At 39.6% G+C, this 17164-nt stretch carries 17 protein-coding genes; 1 reads left to right on the top strand and 16 read right to left on the bottom strand.

Translation table 11 applies throughout. From position 1 onward, the window contains the following. Nucleotides 1–222: 222 nt before the first annotated feature. The gene (locus tag ACIQXR_RS03015; protein WP_402868781.1) at nucleotides 223–804 is read right to left on the bottom strand and encodes a hypothetical protein; all 582 of its coding nucleotides are present in this window, start codon (nucleotides 802–804) and stop codon (nucleotides 223–225) included. Nucleotides 805–1005: 201 nt separating this feature from the next. On the opposite strand from ACIQXR_RS03015, the gene ACIQXR_RS03010 reads away from it, so the two are divergent. Beyond that, complete coding sequence (locus ACIQXR_RS03010) at nucleotides 1006–1266, top strand: hypothetical protein (RefSeq protein ID WP_402868783.1); 261 nt, start codon at nucleotides 1006–1008, stop codon at nucleotides 1264–1266. A 440-nt stretch (nucleotides 1267–1706) separates the two neighbouring features. Here the strand turns inward: ACIQXR_RS03010 and ACIQXR_RS03005 are convergent, their stop codons facing one another. The 15 genes from ACIQXR_RS03005 to ACIQXR_RS02935 all read right to left on the bottom strand — a co-directional run. Continuing rightward, entirely contained in the window at nucleotides 1707–2570 is an 864-nt protein-coding gene (locus ACIQXR_RS03005) for a 3-hydroxyacyl-CoA dehydrogenase family protein (protein ID WP_402868785.1), read from the bottom strand. 176 nt (nucleotides 2571–2746) lie between these two features. Continuing rightward, nucleotides 2747–3898: a thiolase family protein gene (locus ACIQXR_RS03000; protein ID WP_402868787.1), complete on the bottom strand. Its 1152-nt coding sequence runs from the start codon at nucleotides 3896–3898 to the stop codon at nucleotides 2747–2749. A 65-nt stretch (nucleotides 3899–3963) separates the two neighbouring features. Continuing rightward, nucleotides 3964–5112 carry an acyl-CoA dehydrogenase family protein gene (locus ACIQXR_RS02995; protein WP_402868789.1) on the bottom strand — a complete coding sequence of 383 codons (1149 nt, stop codon included), beginning with the start codon at nucleotides 5110–5112 and terminating at the stop codon, nucleotides 3964–3966. Between the two features lie 60 nt (nucleotides 5113–5172). Further along, entirely contained in the window at nucleotides 5173–6213 is a 1041-nt protein-coding gene (locus ACIQXR_RS02990) for a phosphotransferase family protein (RefSeq protein WP_402868791.1), read from the bottom strand. Next, nucleotides 6191–7402, bottom strand: coding sequence for an acyl-CoA dehydrogenase family protein (locus ACIQXR_RS02985; RefSeq protein ID WP_402868792.1), 1212 nt, complete (start codon nucleotides 7400–7402; stop codon nucleotides 6191–6193). Before ACIQXR_RS02985 ends, ACIQXR_RS02990 begins: the two co-directional genes overlap by 23 nt. 83 nt (nucleotides 7403–7485) lie before the next feature. Beyond that, nucleotides 7486–8244 carry an SDR family NAD(P)-dependent oxidoreductase gene (locus ACIQXR_RS02980; protein WP_402868793.1) on the bottom strand — a complete coding sequence of 253 codons (759 nt, stop codon included), beginning with the start codon at nucleotides 8242–8244 and terminating at the stop codon, nucleotides 7486–7488. Between the two features lie 105 nt (nucleotides 8245–8349). Further along, nucleotides 8350–9138 carry an enoyl-CoA hydratase/isomerase family protein gene (locus ACIQXR_RS02975; RefSeq protein ID WP_402868794.1) on the bottom strand — a complete coding sequence of 263 codons (789 nt, stop codon included), beginning with the start codon at nucleotides 9136–9138 and terminating at the stop codon, nucleotides 8350–8352. Nucleotides 9139–9337: 199 nt separating this feature from the next. Then, entirely contained in the window at nucleotides 9338–10531 is a 1194-nt protein-coding gene (locus tag ACIQXR_RS02970; protein WP_402868796.1) for an acyl-CoA dehydrogenase family protein, read from the bottom strand. A gap of 14 nt (nucleotides 10532–10545) precedes the next feature. Next, entirely contained in the window at nucleotides 10546–11685 is a 1140-nt protein-coding gene (locus tag ACIQXR_RS02965; protein WP_402868797.1) for a thiolase family protein, read from the bottom strand. A gap of 16 nt (nucleotides 11686–11701) precedes the next feature. Further along, a complete protein-coding gene (locus ACIQXR_RS02960) occupies nucleotides 11702–12112 on the bottom strand; it encodes a Zn-ribbon domain-containing OB-fold protein (protein ID WP_402868798.1) in 411 nt (136 codons plus the stop codon). 252 nt (nucleotides 12113–12364) lie between these two features. After that, nucleotides 12365–13078: a hypothetical protein gene (locus ACIQXR_RS02955; protein WP_402868800.1), complete on the bottom strand. Its 714-nt coding sequence runs from the start codon at nucleotides 13076–13078 to the stop codon at nucleotides 12365–12367. A gap of 24 nt (nucleotides 13079–13102) precedes the next feature. Next, the gene (locus tag ACIQXR_RS02950) at nucleotides 13103–13894 is read right to left on the bottom strand and encodes an alpha/beta fold hydrolase (protein WP_402868802.1); all 792 of its coding nucleotides are present in this window, start codon (nucleotides 13892–13894) and stop codon (nucleotides 13103–13105) included. 378 nt (nucleotides 13895–14272) lie between these two features. After that, complete coding sequence (locus ACIQXR_RS02945) at nucleotides 14273–15790, bottom strand: class I adenylate-forming enzyme family protein (RefSeq protein WP_402868804.1); 1518 nt, start codon at nucleotides 15788–15790, stop codon at nucleotides 14273–14275. An 11-nt stretch (nucleotides 15791–15801) separates the two neighbouring features. Next, nucleotides 15802–16950 (bottom strand): SDR family oxidoreductase, encoded by a 1149-nt coding sequence (locus ACIQXR_RS02940; RefSeq protein ID WP_402868805.1) that lies wholly within the window; start codon nucleotides 16948–16950, stop codon nucleotides 15802–15804. A gap of 17 nt (nucleotides 16951–16967) precedes the next feature. Beyond that, on the bottom strand, nucleotides 16968–17164 hold a 197-nt coding region (locus ACIQXR_RS02935), incomplete at its 5' end, for an enoyl-CoA hydratase/isomerase family protein (protein WP_402958651.1).

Raw genomic sequence — 17164 nt, 5'->3', positions numbered from 1 at the left:
GCTTAGGGCTAGTTCAATCCGTTCTTTTTTTACATCTCTTCTGTATGAACATTATCCCCATCTGACAACCCTCTAAACGTGAAAAGACTTGGACGATATAAGATCTGTCATAATCTAGAGGACTACCACTTAAGTTACCTTTTCGTTTGCCCCACTTCAAAAAAACCCACAGAGAGAATGAAACTCTCTGTGGGTTCTCTTAAAAACAGGCCGACTTCTCAATTACTTTTCTTTTATTTCCTGGAGTTCAAACCTTATGGTCTTTTTATTAGAAGAATCAACAGATTCCTTTAAAATCTGACCTACACCCTTTGCATAATAGGTAAGATTGTATTCATCTGAACCATTTTCAGTCGTTCTAACCTTTACGACGTTATTAAAGGTTCCTGCCGGAGTTGTAACCGTTTCATCAACAGATTCAATGTTGAAAGTAAAAGGCTTGACATCCCACTTTTTGCCCACCTCTACCGGGTAAGCCAGTAGTTTATCGTCACCGTAAAATAAGCCATACTTGTTTTCCTTCTCTAAATAAGTATCCGCTCCATACCATGTATCATACCCTTTAGATGTTCCAATAAAGCTTAGTTCAAATTTAATATCTTTCTTTTTCTTTGCATTGTATTCCTGGACTATATATACTTTTTCCGTATCTTTCAGATAACTTGAATCTTTAGAAATTACAGTCGTATCAGCAGCTTCTTCAGAATTATTATCCGAGTTAAAAACTACCTTAGACACAAAAAACATCAATATAACAATAATAATGAGTGAAAGTGCAATTATGAGTTTTACTGGTTTTTTCAACGGTATCTTCCTTTACTCTAACTTTTTATTTTTTAAATCTTTTCAATCTTACCATATAAATATGATAGTGATAAAGTAAATACCATTTCTGTTTATTATTCCAGTATATATCATGTCATTTAATCATTTAATCATTTATTCCATTATCTTTGAATAGCTAAAAGGATATAAAGGTATATTGTTTTAAAGGAGTGAATACAGGTGGAATTAAATTTAGTAAAGCAAATTTTTGAAGATACAGGCTTTCATTCATTATATGATAAATTCAGCTATCAACTTTATGTAACAGGATTATTCGACCTAGTAGATCAACAATCCATTATTGAAAAATTTCTGGATTCGTATGATTTCAATGAAAATCATACACTCCTTTTTGATGATTTCTCTTATTTCTTTAGAAGTTTTCATTACTCCCTTCAAAAGGCTGAGTATTGTTCTATTCTACAACCTGAATGGGATTAACAGTCCTACTTTAATGAAAAAGGTACCAAAGATGTACTGACGAGTTATGTATTCGACCATTAATTATCTAGTGTGAATACGGTATTGGACCAAACCCATGCTAGCTAACCTTTTTTAGATACAGCCTTTTTCCTGAAATAATCGTAGAGATATTCATTAAGTTCTTCATTCTCTATTCAGTGATCAAAATAATTATTCAAAAAGTGAAATAAGCCAAGGCATCTTTGGGAAAGTGCTTGGCCTATTTTGGTATCGAATTTTCAAGTGAAAATAATTGTATTCCCTATAGAACTTATTGAACTTTAGAGGTATATCCATTCGCCCTCTTTATAAACGTTACAACGACTCGCCAAGGATCATTAGCTTTTCTTGGGGTGACGGCATATCCTTTTGTTCAACCGACTGATGAACTCATGGGTTGTTAATGGATTATACTGCTACTAACTATAAGTATAGAAACCTTTTCCTGTTTTCCTTCCATATTCTCCATTAAAATATTTTTCTTTGATGACCCTTTGCGGCTTTTTTGATTCGTCGCCAGTTTCTTCATATAGGATTTGTCTGATATAATAATTCACATCAATTCCGGTTAAATCAAGCAAAGCAAACGGACCTATCGGGTGATTAAGCGCTTTCTTACAAGCAAGATCAATTTCCTCTACAGTCGCTACATCATTTTCTAGTAAATAAATTGCTTCATCAATTAGTGCACCCAAAATTCTATTAGCGACAAATCCGGAAATTTCCTTTTTTAATAAAATTGGAGTCTTGTTGATTTGTTTTACAAACTCAACCGCAGTGGCCGCTGTTTCGTTTGACGTATGGAGCCCCTTTACAACCTCCACCAATTCCATTACTAGCACAGGATTAAAGAAATGAAGATTACATACCTTGTGTGGACGCTTTGTCGCATCCGCTAGTTTCGAACTTACAATCGTCGAGCTATTCGTCGCGATAATCACATCCTCTGAAACCAATTTGTCTACTTCGGAAAATAATTGCCGTTTTACTTCCAAATTTTCCACAATGGCTTCAATCACAAATTCTGTATCGTTTAGTGCTTCTTCTAAAGACGTTACAAAATGCAGTCTTGAAAAAGCTTCTTCTACTTCTTGAGAAGATAATTTACCTTTGAGTATTCTTTTTTTCATATGACCATTCAATGATTCTTCTGCTTTTCTTAGGCTTTCTTCACTAATATCTCTTAAATAAACATCTATACCAGCAAGGGCTGAAACCATCGCAATTTGTGATCCCATAGCACCTGATCCAATGACAGTAAGGCGATTGATTATTTTTTTCAAAAACTCACTCCTCTTGTTCTTTGATTTTATGATTAACAATGCGTGAAAGTTGTACGTTGTTTATAAAATGCTTTGACACATTTTCTATCCTTCTTCAAGTGGAAGTATTTATCCCTTCCGTTTAGAGACTTTTTGAGTCTCATTTAAACCTATAGATTACCTGCATGAGTTAAATGTTAGTAGATTCTTTCTATAATAGTTCCATTAGCCATCCCACCACCTTCACAGATAGCTTGAAGTCCAAATCTACCACCAGTGCTTTCGAGTTCATGCATCATCGAAACCATAAGACGAGCACCTGTAGCACCAAGAGGATGACCTAAAGAAATTGCGCCACCATTTGGATTCAATTTTCTAGGGTCTGCTTTCATTTCTTCTAACCAACACATTGGAACAGACGCAAATGCTTCATTCACTTCATATACATCCATATCTTCAATCGTTAGTCCTGCTTTATTTAATACTTGTTTAGAGGCGTCAATAGGTCCCGTCAGCATTAAGATAGGATCAGAACCAATCACTGCACGGGCAGCGATTCGGAACCTAGGTTTAAGCCCTAATTCCTCCGCCTTCTCCTTAGACATAAGTAGTAATGCTGCAGCCCCGTCACTCATTTGACTTGAGTTGCCTGCATGAATTTTTCCATCCTCCGCAAATGCTGGCTTAAGGGTTCCCAGTTTTTCAATGGTTGATCCTTCACGAGGACCCTCATCTTGTTTAACCTTGATGACTGTTCCGTCTTCAAGTTTGACCTGTAGTGGCATTATCTCCCTCTCAAACTTTCCTTCTCTTTGGGCGTTCAATGCACGATGATGACTTTCTAAGGAAAATTCATCTAACTGTTTCCGGGTAAATCCCCATTTGTCAGCAATCTTTTCCGCAGATAACCCCTGGTGGATCATGTCGAAGCGAGAAGTCAGCATCTCACTCCAATCGGTATTTTTCCGCGATGATCCCATTGGGACACGAGTCATACTTTCCACACCGCCAGCGATCACAATATCCATATCCCCACTCATAATTGCTTGCGCCGCAAAATGTATCGCCTGTTGACCAGATCCACACTGGCGGTCAATTGTTGTCCCTGGTACCTGAATTGGAAAGCCTGCCATTAAGGCAGATATTCGGGCAATGTTATATGTTTGTTCTTCTATTTGGGTTACACAACCCAATATGACATCTTCTACGAGACTAGTGCTTATGCCCGCACGTACTACTACTTCGTTTAAAACATGAGCAGCTAATTCGTCCGGACGAATAGAACTGAGAACCCCTTTTCGTTTTCCAACAGGAGTCCGAACTCCCTCTATAATGACCACTTCACGCATATACATTCCTCCTAGTATGGATACTTAATAACTTTTATATGAAACTATTACTTTATTATTTTTTGTTACTCCAATACTTTAGATGAGACATTTTCAATAATTGTTTCCGATTTAAGATGGTTTACTCTTGCTATTCGAATCTCCTTATACCACCTTTCTATTGGCAAGTCACCAGCAAAACCAGCACCTCCATGAATTTGTAAGACATCATCCACAATTTTTGAAGCAGTTTCTGTAGCCTGAAGTTTCGCAGTTTGAGCAATTAGCTCCCAATCCTCTTCATTCTTATCGATCCTTTTTGCAGCATCTTGCACTATTAATCTAGCCGATTGCAACGAGATATACGCTTTCCCGAGCATATTTCGAATTGTTGGAAATTCAGCAAGCGGTTTTCCTCTCGTAATCCTCTTTTTCGCGAATTCTTTCCCATATTCAATAGCTTGAACGGAAACACCTAAGCATTTTGCGGCAAGTAAAACTTGTGATTCGGCTAACCACTGTTTTATAAATCTCGTTCCATCACCTATCGCACCAATACGTTGATTGTCACAAATTCGTGTTTGATTAAAAATAATAGAGTGTGCAGAATGTACATCAATTAAAGTCATTTCTTTCCTTTCCAATTGGTCAACAGAATCTAATAGAAAAAGAGTTGGTTTAAGCTCTCCACTTTCAAGTTGACAATTTACAAGGATAACACCAAAACCCGATGTATCTAGGTTTTGTATATAGGACTTTTCACCAGTGATGATCCAACTGTCTTGATCTCGAATAGCTGATGTGGTTAATTTGGTTAAATCATTATCTTCAGCTTCCTCCCAAACGGCGATAAAACAGCCTCTTTCAGTTTTCATGGCAGGCTTTAGAAAATAGTCCCGCTGTTTGTTCGTACACTCAGTTAAAAAACTTGGAAATGCCCCTCCGAACACATCTGCAGCTGGATGGTAAAGACCAAATGGGTGCTTGGAAGCTTCCTCTACTAATTTCGTTCTATCAAGTAAGGATATCTCCGTGCCGCCCCATTCCTCATTTGTACCGATTCCATCTAAACCATAATCATCAACTACTTGTTTTAACCGTTTAACGATTTCATTCGACAACTCTTTTCTATCTCTTTTGGATGACTGCTCAGCATTTTCTGCATAATCGCATAAAATGGATGATAAAATTTCTTTTACATTTTCTAACTCCGGTTTCAATAACTCGTTAGCCAAGGTCATTCCACCCCCATCATAATTTGGATTATTTTCTTAACTAATGGATACAGAAGAGTCTCAGCGAAGCATTTCTTTTCTCTGCGCCTTAGTGGCTTGTTCTAATAAATTCTTGATCCCTATATCCAATTTTCCAAACCGCTTATCTTTTGCCTCCCCGATTTGCCAACGATAATAGATTTGCTGAAGAATCACGGCAACTTTGTAAAAGGCGAAAGTCAAGTAATAGTCAATATGTGTGATATCCCGACCGCTTTTTTCACCATAAAGTTCTAATATTTCTCTTCTGGTAAAAAATCCAGGATTCATTGTAACGGATGATAACCCTGTCACTTTATCATCGGGTTCGGTCCAATAGGCAAGTGTCGTACCTAAGTCGGTTAGTGGATCACCAATTGTACTTAACTCCCAATCAAAAACACCAATTACCTCTCCAGGGTCATTAGCTGCAAACATCATATTATTCAATTTAAAATCATTATGAACAATGGTTGGCGAAAGAGAAGGTGGTATATTATCAAGAAGCCAATTTTCCAAAGAGCTGACAGCAGGAATATCATTTGTTTTTGCTTGGTGGAACCGCTTGATCCACCCATTCACCTGTCGACCTAAATAGCCATCTGGATAACCGATGGTATCTAACCCAGCAGTTTTATAATTAACAGCATGCAATTTGACTAGTGTATCAACCAAAGCTTTTGATGCACGTTGTCCTACGTTTTCCTTATTTTCATATTCATTTGGGATAGTTTCATCAAACACACACCCCTCTTTTTTCTCCATCACATAAAAGTGGCGTTCCATAATATTTGGGTCCGCACAGTATAAATATGGCTTTGGTGCAAGCGGGAAAGCACGATTCAATTTTTCAAGTATTTCGAACTCTCTTTTCATATCATGGGCCTTGGGAGGAATGGGACCAAATGGTGGCCTTCTCAAAACTCCTTGCCAGTCCCCAATAGAAATAAGGTAAGTTAAGTTCGAATATCCTGCTGAGAATTGGTTTACCTCAAGGGGGGAAGAACTGAGCCCTTGTATTTCTTGACGGAGATACTCCTCGACAATGGACCAATTAATCTCATTGACTTGTAGTTTGCTCATATAGTTTCTCCTTTGATTGGTAATTCTTTAATACCTGTCGAGCAACCACCATTCGATGTACCTCATCCGCTCCATCATAAATTCGAGCGGCTCTTGCTTCTCTATATAACCCTTCTAGTGGTGTATTTGGCGTCAATCCCAACATTCCTAGATTTTGAATAGCTCGGTCGATGACATTATTTAAGACTTGAGCACCATATAACTTAGCAAGTGAAACTTCTTTCCTTGCTTGGTCCCCTTGGTCCATTTTCCAGGCAGCTTGTAGTGTTAGTAATCTGGAAGCCTGAATTTCTGCTTCTGAATCTGCAAGATCGTTTTGAATAATTTGCGAATCTGCCAGTGTTTGAGCCCCATCTTTTTTCGTTAAAGAATAGGCTATCATTTCATTCAAGGACCGTCGTGCTACACCTAGCCAGCGCATGCAGTGGGTAATCCTCCCAGGACCTAATCGAAGCTGAGCTAGTTTGAATCCATCTCCTCGTTTCCCCAGCAAATTATTCTCTGAAATTCGGCAATTATGAAACCGAACTTCACAATGTCCTCCTATATAATGATCTCCCATGACAGGCACTTCACGCACAATCTCAAAGCCTGGTGTCCCAGTATCTACAAGGAACAAGCTCGTGCGATGATGAGGCTCGGCTTCCGGGTCTGTTACGACCATCACAATGGCAAAAGCAGCTCCCTCTGCACCAGTGGTAAACCACTTATGGGCATTGATGATCCACTCGTTTCCATCTTTTATTGCTGTTCCTTGGAGTGTTCTTGGGTCAGAACCTGATACTTCCGGCTCCGTCATAGCAAAACAGGAACGAACTTCATAATCTGCCAGTGGCTTTAAATATTTTTGTTTTTGTTCCTCAGTCGCTGCATGAACTAAAATCTCACCGTTACCAGCGTCAGGAGCCATTGAACCAAAAACATATGGGCCGATAGGACTTTGACCAATCACTTCTGACAGCAATCCTAATGAGACAAAACCCATTCCCATTCCACCTACATCCTTTGGTAGATGTCCAGCCCACAAACCATTTTCCTTCACAATTTGTTGTAATGGCTTTAAAATTTCCTGAGGTAATCCACGATGCGGGATCATATATTTTTCATTTGGAAAAACATAATTGTGCATAATTTCGGTTGCTTTATCTACCATTGCTTTTTGCGCTCCATTTGGGGTAAAGTCAAACAAGATTATCCCTCCTTTTGTTTTTTTCTTCATTTATTTCATATCATGATAAGGAAACATTGCCTTCCCCAAAGAGAATACAATACTTATTGAGCTAACCATCCACCATCTATATAAATCGTTTGCCCTGTGATAAAACTGCTAGCCTCCGAAGCTAACAAAATGACAGCACCTGTTATTTCTTCTGGTTCTCCTAATCGATTCATCGGAGTCTTCCCAATCAATTTTGCTCGGATTTTTGGATTGCTTAACTCTTGTCTATTCAACTCTGTTTCAATGTAGGCAGGTCCAATCGCATTCACTTGGATGCCATGTCTTACCCATTCAAGCGCCAACGACCTTGTTAAATTAATTACTGCAGCTTTACTTGCCGTATAAGGAGCTATCCCATAATCACCGACAGCACCTGCTACAGAGGCAAGGTTGATAATTTTTCCATATCCTTGCTCTTTCATTACCTTCCCCGCAGATTGGCAACAGAAAAACAGTGATTTTACATTTAAGTCCATTACCTTATCCCAATCATTCTCGGAGATATCGAAGGCCAACTGTGTATGGGAGATTCCTGCATTATTAACTAGAATATCGATTTTTCCGAAGTGTCTAACTACTGTTCCCATCATTTCTTTGGTTGCTGAGATATCCCGAAGGTCCGTCGGAATACTGATTACCGCTCTTCCATACTCTTTCACTTCGGCAACTACTTCTTTATTTTTTTCTTCATTCCGGCCGACGATCACAATATCTGCACCAGCTTCCGCTAGCGCTAACGAAATCGCTTTTCCTAATCCGCGGTTGCCTCCAGTCACTATTGCCACTTTATTCTCTAAGTTAAATCTTCTCACTGATTCACATCCTTTTTTATTATTAACTAGAAGTGAATTTCCCTCCTTTACAAACAACGAGGCTAGATCAGTAATCTAAGTAACAAAAGAAAAAAATATTACACCTTATTGGTAAGAACCCGTAAAATTAGGTTTTGTTTTGTCAATGAAAGCACGAACCCCTTCTTGATGATCCTGTGTATTAAATACAATCCCTTGGACCATAGCTTCTTCATTGAGAATATCCTCCAATGAAGATTCCATACTGTGATTTAACATTGTTTTGGTTAACCCAATGGCAATAGGCGGATTAGCGACAAATGAATTCGCTAAGTCGGTGCAAAAATTCAACAGATTATCTTCCTCAACAACTTCTAGGCATATGCCATAATCTTTCGCTTCGCTTGCGGAAAGAATTCTATCTGAGAACGCAAGCTCCTTTGCTCTTGCCATCCCAACAATTCTTGGTAAATGATAGAGTGCCCCTAGATCAGGAACTAGGCCAACTTTATTAAAATTCAATCCAAATTTGGCCTTAGACGAGGCAATCACAATATCACATGCGATTGCAATACTGAAGCCCGCTCCGATAGCAAATCCATTAACCGCCGCTATTACGGGTTTTTCCATATTAACCAATTCCTTTAGAAAGGAACTATGCTTTTGCATATATTTTCTCCCGCTGGCTGCAGAAGTCACTTTTGAAAACCCTTTTATATCGCCACCAGCACAAAAGGACCTCCCATTTCCTGTTAAAATAACAGCACGAATAGAAGAATCATTTTTTATAGAATTGAAGAAATGGTTCAACTTCTCAATGATTGCACCTGAAAGGGCATTTAGAGAATTAGGTTCATTCAGAGTTATTGTGGCTATCCCATTATTTACTTGCATTATGACCGCCTCATTTTCCATTGTAGTGCTCCCTCCCGGAAAGTTGTTTTAATCATGATAGGGATATATATTTAGAAGTAAAGGAATTTTGTAGTTTGATAGAAAAGGACCCTGACGGTCGCTATTGGTCAAGCAACCGTCAATGAAATCAACAACAAATAACGCTCATCTGAATTTTTTATACTAATATAAATTTGGTCGTTATCAGTGATATTAGCCCTTAGAGGCCCATTCGCTTTGCAATGATGGTTTTCATAATTTCATTTGTACCGGCATAAATGGTAGTTGCTTGAACATCTCTAAACCGTCTAGCAATTTCATATTCTTCCATAAATCCATAACCACCATGTAATTGCATACAGGTAGTAGCAACTCTTTTTGTCATCTCGGTAATCCACCACTTTGCCATTGAAACTTGGGTAATGACATCTTTTTTCTCCATATGATTAACGATTAAATCATCTACAAAGGTTCTTGCAATAACAATCTCGGTTGCCATTTCGGCTATTTTAAACTGTGTATTTTGCAGTTTACTAATTGCTTTTCCAAAAGCCTCCCTCTGTTTAACATAATCAATCGTGACTTCAAGCATTTTTTCTGCTGTAGCCACACTCCCAACAGCAACTAATAACCTCTCTTGTTGAAGTTTTTCCATTAAGTAATAAAATCCTTTACCTTCTTCTCCTAATAGATTTTCAGCTGGTACACGAGCGTCATCAAAGATGAGTTCAGATGTATCCGAAGAGTGTTGGCCAACCTTTTCTAACTGGCGTCCTTTAGAAAAGCCAGGCGTATTGCTCTCCACTACAATAAGACTTACTCCTTTATGTGCAGGTGTAGCCATATGATCCGTTTTACAGGCAACCACAAATAAATTTCCTACAATGCCGCTTGTAATAAACGTTTTTTCACCATTTAAAATATAGTAATCACCTTCTCTAACCGCTGTAGTCTTTAAACTTGCAACATCAGAACCTCCGCCTGGTTCAGTCATTGCAATTCCAGTAATGATATCGCCTGTAATACATCTAGGAATCCAACGTTGCTTTTGTTCTTCAGTTCCAAATGTATTTATATACGGGACTACAATGTCATTATGATTATTGATTCCCACTAACCCGCCACCGACTCTTTCCAACTCTTCATTGATAATTACCGAATATCCAAAGTCTGCATTAGCCCCGCCATACTTTTCATCCGCCCATGGACAAAGAAAACCTTGTTCCCCCATCTTTTTCCAGAAGGAAAGCGAGACCTTTTTTTCTTTCTCCCACTGTTCAAAGTATGGTACTGCTTCTTTTTCTAAAAACTTCTTTAAAGCACGTCTGAATATTTCATGATTTTCACTCAGATAGCTCTTACTTATTCTTCCTCCCGCTCGACTATTTTTAGATGCTGTTTTAGAATCAATCATTTTTACTTTTCCCCCTATCTTTTTAAGATGGTGACACAGGAGTTCCCTCCTGCCCCTTCGCTATGACATAATGCAACCTTCGCTCCTTCTACTTGATTAGCACCCGCTTCTCCTCTTAGTTGCCAAGTAACCTCAGCAATTTGTCCAAGAGAAGATGCCCCAACAGGTTCACCCCTGGAAAGAATTCCACCACTAACATTTATAGGAATCCTGCCTCCGATGGAAGTCTCGCCAACCTGAGCTCTCGGCCCTCCCTCTCCTATCGGACAAAAACCTAATCTTTCGGAATAGATAATCTCAGAACCTGCATCCACATCTTGTATTTCAGCTACATCAATTTCTTCAGGACTAATTCCTGCCATCTCATAAGCTGCGTGAGCTGCTCGTTCAGCAAGTGTTGGATAAGACGTGTGGACAGGTGCGGAAACAGCCGGTACGAACATATCCCCTCTTCGTCTCGTTTCCAAAACGGAAGCAGCAATAGTGACATAGTTCTTTGTAAACTTTTGGGCCGTTTTCTTCTTACAAATGATAGCAGCTGCTGCACCATCATTTGGAGCACACAACATGTAAAGTGTTAAGGGATCTGAGACCATTCGTGCATTAAGTATCTCTTCAATCGACAGTTCTTTTCTAAACATCGCATAGGGGTTATGAACTGCATACTTATGACTTTTAGAAGTAATATAAGCTAATTGTTCTTTTTTCGTTCCATATTCCACCATGTGTTCATGAATACTTGTCGCGAAATAAATGGGATTTGCTCCCAACCCCGTAGCTTCCTGCCAATAATCATATCCAGCACCATGTAAAAATCCCCTTGGGCTTTTTTCAAACCCAACTGCCAGGACTATATCGTAAACCCCTGATTCGACTGCTTGGCACGCAAGACGTAAAGCAGAAGCACCGCTCGCACATGCATTTTCTACATTCACAATAGGGATACCTGGAAGACCTAATCTTTCTAGTACGTTATGGCCTGATGCGGAAATCTCATACACATTTGCAGAGAAAGCCGCTTGGATATCTTTCATGGTCATATTAGCATCTGCTAAAGCACGTTTTGCAGCTATTGAACCTAAATCCCTGTAACTCTTATCATTAAATCGGCCAAACTCATGCATTCCTACTCCAGCAATCACAACCTCATCCAATAGAAACCCTCCTTCCCTATGGAACTGGTTTATACTTAAACGTTATAAATTCTTGGCCTTCTTCCACAAATGCCAAATCAAAAATGATTTCAACTTCCATCCCTGCTTCTAAGTGGTCAATTGTCTTTTCTGTAGTTAGGCCCATTATTCTGATTCCTTCTTGAAATTCAACGACACCAATTGTATATGGAACTTCCCCTTTGTATCCTGGTGTAGGGGAATAAATCCCAGTAAAACTTTTCAATTTCCCCCGAGAATGTAAAATAAATTCTTCCATTGTTTCTGTACAGCATTCTGGGCAGTAAATCTGTTTTGGAAAGGCCATTTCTCCACATTCAGAGCATTTTGAAACAACCAGACCATATGGTTCTTTTATAGAATTAAAGAGCCCGGGCTGTACTGGAAGTTTCTCTTTCGCTTTTTCCAATGTTAACCCTCCCACGAAAAACGGTATTATAATTACGTTTTTCCCTTAATTATTTGCATCAGGTTTTCATTTTAAATATTAAAAGGTGAATCAACTTTCATGTTTTGAAAAGTGAATAGGTATTCTACTTTGCAAATAAATAGAATATGGATATGGGGTGAATCATTAAAGATTCACCTTTTATACGATCTCAATGTTATTCGTTACTAGACTTTAGAAATTCATCGAACTATTAATGTCAATTCTCATTTACTACTTTATTGACATCCTCTTATATAATACTGCTTGGGCTGCACTGATAAAATCTCTTCCACCTCTCCACGCTTCCACTAGTGATGCTTGCTGTACTTCCGGATTAAATTGGTCTTGAACGGAGCACAGCAAAATCCTCCTAGGACCTTTCAGTTGTTGTACACCTCCTTGTACTTTAGGAGAGGACTGATTGGTTCCAATTAGACGGCAAGCCTTTATAGATTCGTTTTCCTTTAATATGGGAAACAATTGGTCATTGTACCAATGATCCAATTTCTCCTCTCCATATTCTTCCGGATCAAAGAATAGTGCCCACACATTTTGAGCTGTACGGTCCGTATCATTCAACCAAGTATCAGTAAGAGGTTTATAGGTTCCCCCCATTATACTAGTAATGTAAGTAAGCATTCTTTTTGTCCATTCAGGCCGCATTCCTGGACCTGTAGATGTTCGGTTAATATGATAAGCCTCGGACTCTAACACTTTTTCATCATAAAGCTCATAGAAACTCAAATATCGTGGGGCTGGAAATCTAGGATTTAAAGGTGACAGTGAAGAGGATTCTACCTGTTCATATCGATTGCCGCTTATAAATCCTGGCACTTGCACTAGTGAAGACAGATGTTCTAGATTGTACCATTCGTTCCACTCTGCAGTTATTTCCGGCTGACACTCTAGTGCCCACAATAACATTGCCTGTCCTTTATCAAACATTCGTATCACCACTCTTTCAAAAAATCAGATATATATTCTTGAGTTAAAAAATTTTATCATATAATTTGCGAGTTTTTCAGAAGCTTGAATTTGCGGGAAGTGTCCAGCTTCTTCCATAATAGTAGGTTTGACAGGTGGGTTTAAGAGTTGACCAACCTCACCAACAACCTCAGGTGTGAAGGATGGATCGAGCATACCCCCAATTAAGATAGTACGTGAGCGAATGCTCTTTATCCGTTGGGTCAAAACTGTACCTGCTCCAGCAATTGCACGAGAGCAAACGGCATAATGATAAGGATTATTACTTGTAAATATTTTTCTGTAATCCGCAACAATTTCGGGAAAGCGTTCTCTGAAAGAGGACGGAAAGGAACTTTCCAGGCTATAGTTTACTACTGCCTCCATCCCTTCCTTTTCTACCTGATTTGCACGATTAAACACATACTCAGAAACCCCCTGACTAATGTGCGGTCCAATCGCGATCAGCATGACTGAAGTGATGCGCTCTGGAAAATTTGCAGCAAGATAGGCAGCAACAACCGCTCCATACGCTACCCCAGCTAAATTGATGGTCTCTATCTTTAAGTCATCTAATAAATCAATTAGACTTCGAGCCACATCATCTAGGCTCATGACTGAATTGACAAGGGGGCTTTCGCCAGCACCTGGCAGGTCAACGATTATTCTCCTGAAGTTATTTTCAAGATATGGATCAATCCACTGCCAAGAAGAACGGCTCCCGCCTAGTTCATGTAAAAGCAGAATTTCTGATGCACCTTCTGGTCCTTTTAAGTCATATTTTATATTCGAAACCAAAACAATTTCCTTCCTTCCAAATCAGGTTATTAAAACAGGTACAAAAACTTCATGTTATGTTCCTCTAGCATTCGATAGCTATACTAGATTAAGATAAAGGAAGTTTTCGATGGCAACACTAATAGATCGTAACCTGTGCAGCAGCTGCTAACACTTTATCGAAAATGGAACTAACTTGTCCAAAAGACCATTATTTTAATTGTTTATTAAAATTGGTCAGAAATTCACTTCTACTTTTGAACATTAAAAGCAATATCCACACTACCCATCTGTTTACGTATTGCATCTACCGATTAACACATCCTACTTTTTCAGGAAATACCAGTTACAGATAGGTAAAAGAATCTTATGAGCAAGTCTAATTATTTTTCGATAGATTTAAGCATGAGTTTGATCTTCTTTTAAGACAATCTCCCTCACCCGGTTTTTATCCACTTTACCAAAATCGGTTTTTGGGAGAGATGGTACAATAAATAAAAACTCTGGCCACTTAGCTTTAGAAATCCCAATTTCTTTTAAACAGGAACATATGTCATCTAAGATTAACTCATGATTAGCTCGGACCGATACAACAGCACAGATTCGTTCACCTAGCAGTTTATCTGGACGACTAACAACAGCTGCTTCAACAATTGCCGGATGTGTCATCAAGGCGGTCTCTACTTCTGCTGCATCAATTTTGAATCCCCCACGAATAATTTGGTCCTTAATTCTTCCAACAACCCTAATGAATCCTTCCTCATCACGAATGATTAAATCCCCCGTTAAAAAAGCATCGTCTGACGTTCGCTTATTTTGTTCTGCCCCTAGTCCTGGCAAGTAGCCCTTAAAGAGAGACGGACCTCGGACTCCTGCCTCTCCAATTTCCCCTCGCGGAAGACTTTTTCCTTTACTGTCATATGCTTCCAAATGAGTTCCTGGGAACGGCACGCCATCAAAAATGAGTTTACGTTCTTCGAGATCAGTTAAACGGACCGATGCATGTCCTAAGCATTCAGACATTCCATACATGCGGAGTACTTGAATACCTAGTAACTTGTTTGCATTGATGACGATATCTACGGAATTAGGACTACCACCTACTGATAAGGCTCTCATCGAAGGAAGATGACGGGTCCATTGTCCTGAGTGGACTGCCTCCATCATTAGAAGAAGATGGGTTGGTACACACATCCCCCAAGCACTTTTATGCAAATCCATTAGTTCAAGTGCCTTAAGTGGATTCCATTCTCCCATAAGAATTAAAGGATGTCCCATAGACAGCGCGATGTGAACGTTAAATGTCCATCCGGCAGCAGAGGTGAGAGGCGAAATAGCCATGATTGGCTCACCCTGCCTTAAACCAACAATGCTTGAACAAAACTTACTTGCATAATTAAGTGAACTAGCAGTATGTGGCACTGCTTTGGGAACACCCGTAGTTCCTGAAGTAAAGCCGATTAAAACCGTTTCCTCTTCGGACGTTGACTCTACAATCGGAGATGGCTGTACATACAGGTACATATGTTTCAACCCAACTAACTCGACAGCAGCTTTTTCTTTCCTTTGGCTAAGATAAGCAGTTGGACGTAGTCGTTCGAGAATTAATTGGCGTTCTTTGTTAGCAAGCTTGTAATTAACCGGACAGATGATTGCTCCTAATTTGGAAAGTGTAAGTCCAATAACAACTGTATCAACTGATGTATGCGAATCAAAAAGAACTCTGTGACCAGCCCCAATGCCCGCTTGTAACAGCTGATCCGCTAAAACTATTACATTACGGTAAATGTCAATTCGCTTTATCGGACTTTCCCCATCAAATACCGCTACTGATTCTGGGTCCATTTCAAACCACCTGGCGAACTGTTTCCAGAGGCTTTCTGTCCCCCATGTTATATCACCGATTTCATTAATCAAAAGGACCCCTCCTATCCAATCGTCTGTCCACCATCAACAACAAGTGTTTGACCTGTCATAAAGCTGGAAGCCTCTGATGCAAGGAAGGCAATAGCTCCTGAAATTTCTTCTGATCTTCCAAAACGACCCATAGGTATACGGTTACGTAACCAGGATTGTCGTTGTTCATCAATTTCTTCCGTGAAACCTGAGTCGATGGATCCTGGTGCAAGGCTGTTAACTCTAATTCCATAATGCGCCCAGCTTACAGCCAAGTCCTGGGTTAGCTTTATCACAGCAGCTTTTGACGTTGTATAAGGAACAACCTCACCGGCTTCCGGCGGGAAGGACATTAGCCCTCCCGAAGAAGTAATATTAATGATGGTTCCTCCGCCATTTTTAATCATATGTTTTGCAGCTGATTGACAGCATAGGAAAGTTCCGGTTAGGTTTACATCAATCACTTTAGTCCAGCCATTTAGAGGAATCTCTTCTGGCGGACCCGACCAAAACGTCCCTGCACTATTAATTAGAATATCTATGGTGCCAAAGCGGTTTATAGTTTCCGTTACTGTGTTTTCTACTTCTTGTTGATTGGTAATGTCACAACGGAGACCAATCGCCTCTACATTGTAAGTTTTGGTTATTTCCTCTGCCAAACTAACGCATAGAGATTCCTTACGAGCAGCTAAGGCAACATTACAGCCTAATTCTGCAAGTGTTTTAGCCATAGTACTAGCTAATACCCCGTGCCCCCCCATTATCAACGCTGTTTTCCCGCGTAAATCAAACGTATCGAGAACAAATCGAGAGCTACGGGAAGCTGCTCTAGGTGGTTGTGTAGCTGTACCAATTTCTTCAGCCAATAAATCCACCTCATCCATAATCAATGCAATTCGCTTCCCTCCCATTGATGCTGTATCCTCAACTGCAGCTACCCACTCAGGTGATATCAACATTCGATTTAAGGCTTCCCGATCCTTAAAATAAAGTTGCGCAAGTCCGTCCCATTCCGGTTCCCCATTACGTTGATCGAAATCTTTTTCTACCTTTCCATGAGTGTAAGCTAACACCCCTGGTAATTTCTTAGCCATATCTGCATGAGGACCACGCCACCATTCCAAGAAACGTTCCTTTTCCCAATCACTCGGACGTCGTGCTAAGACAACAAATTTAATCATTTTTTTCCTCCTAACTCTTACAATCCAGTCCACACCGGTTTCTTTTTGTTCAGGAACGCTTGAACTCCTTCTTTTGCATCCTCACTTTGATGCACAACATTACAAGCAAGATGTTCTAGCACCATCAATGTATCGGTATCCGCATCTAAACCGCGGTTTGCTGACATTTTCGTAATCCACATAACGAATGGGCTTTTGTCAGTTAAATCACCTA

Source organism: Peribacillus sp. NPDC097224 (assembly GCF_044761985.1).
Taxonomy (GTDB): domain Bacteria; phylum Bacillota; class Bacilli; order Bacillales; family DSM-1321; genus Peribacillus.
Note: the sequence above shows the minus strand (reverse complement) of the source record. Positions and strands in the feature narration are given on the sequence as shown.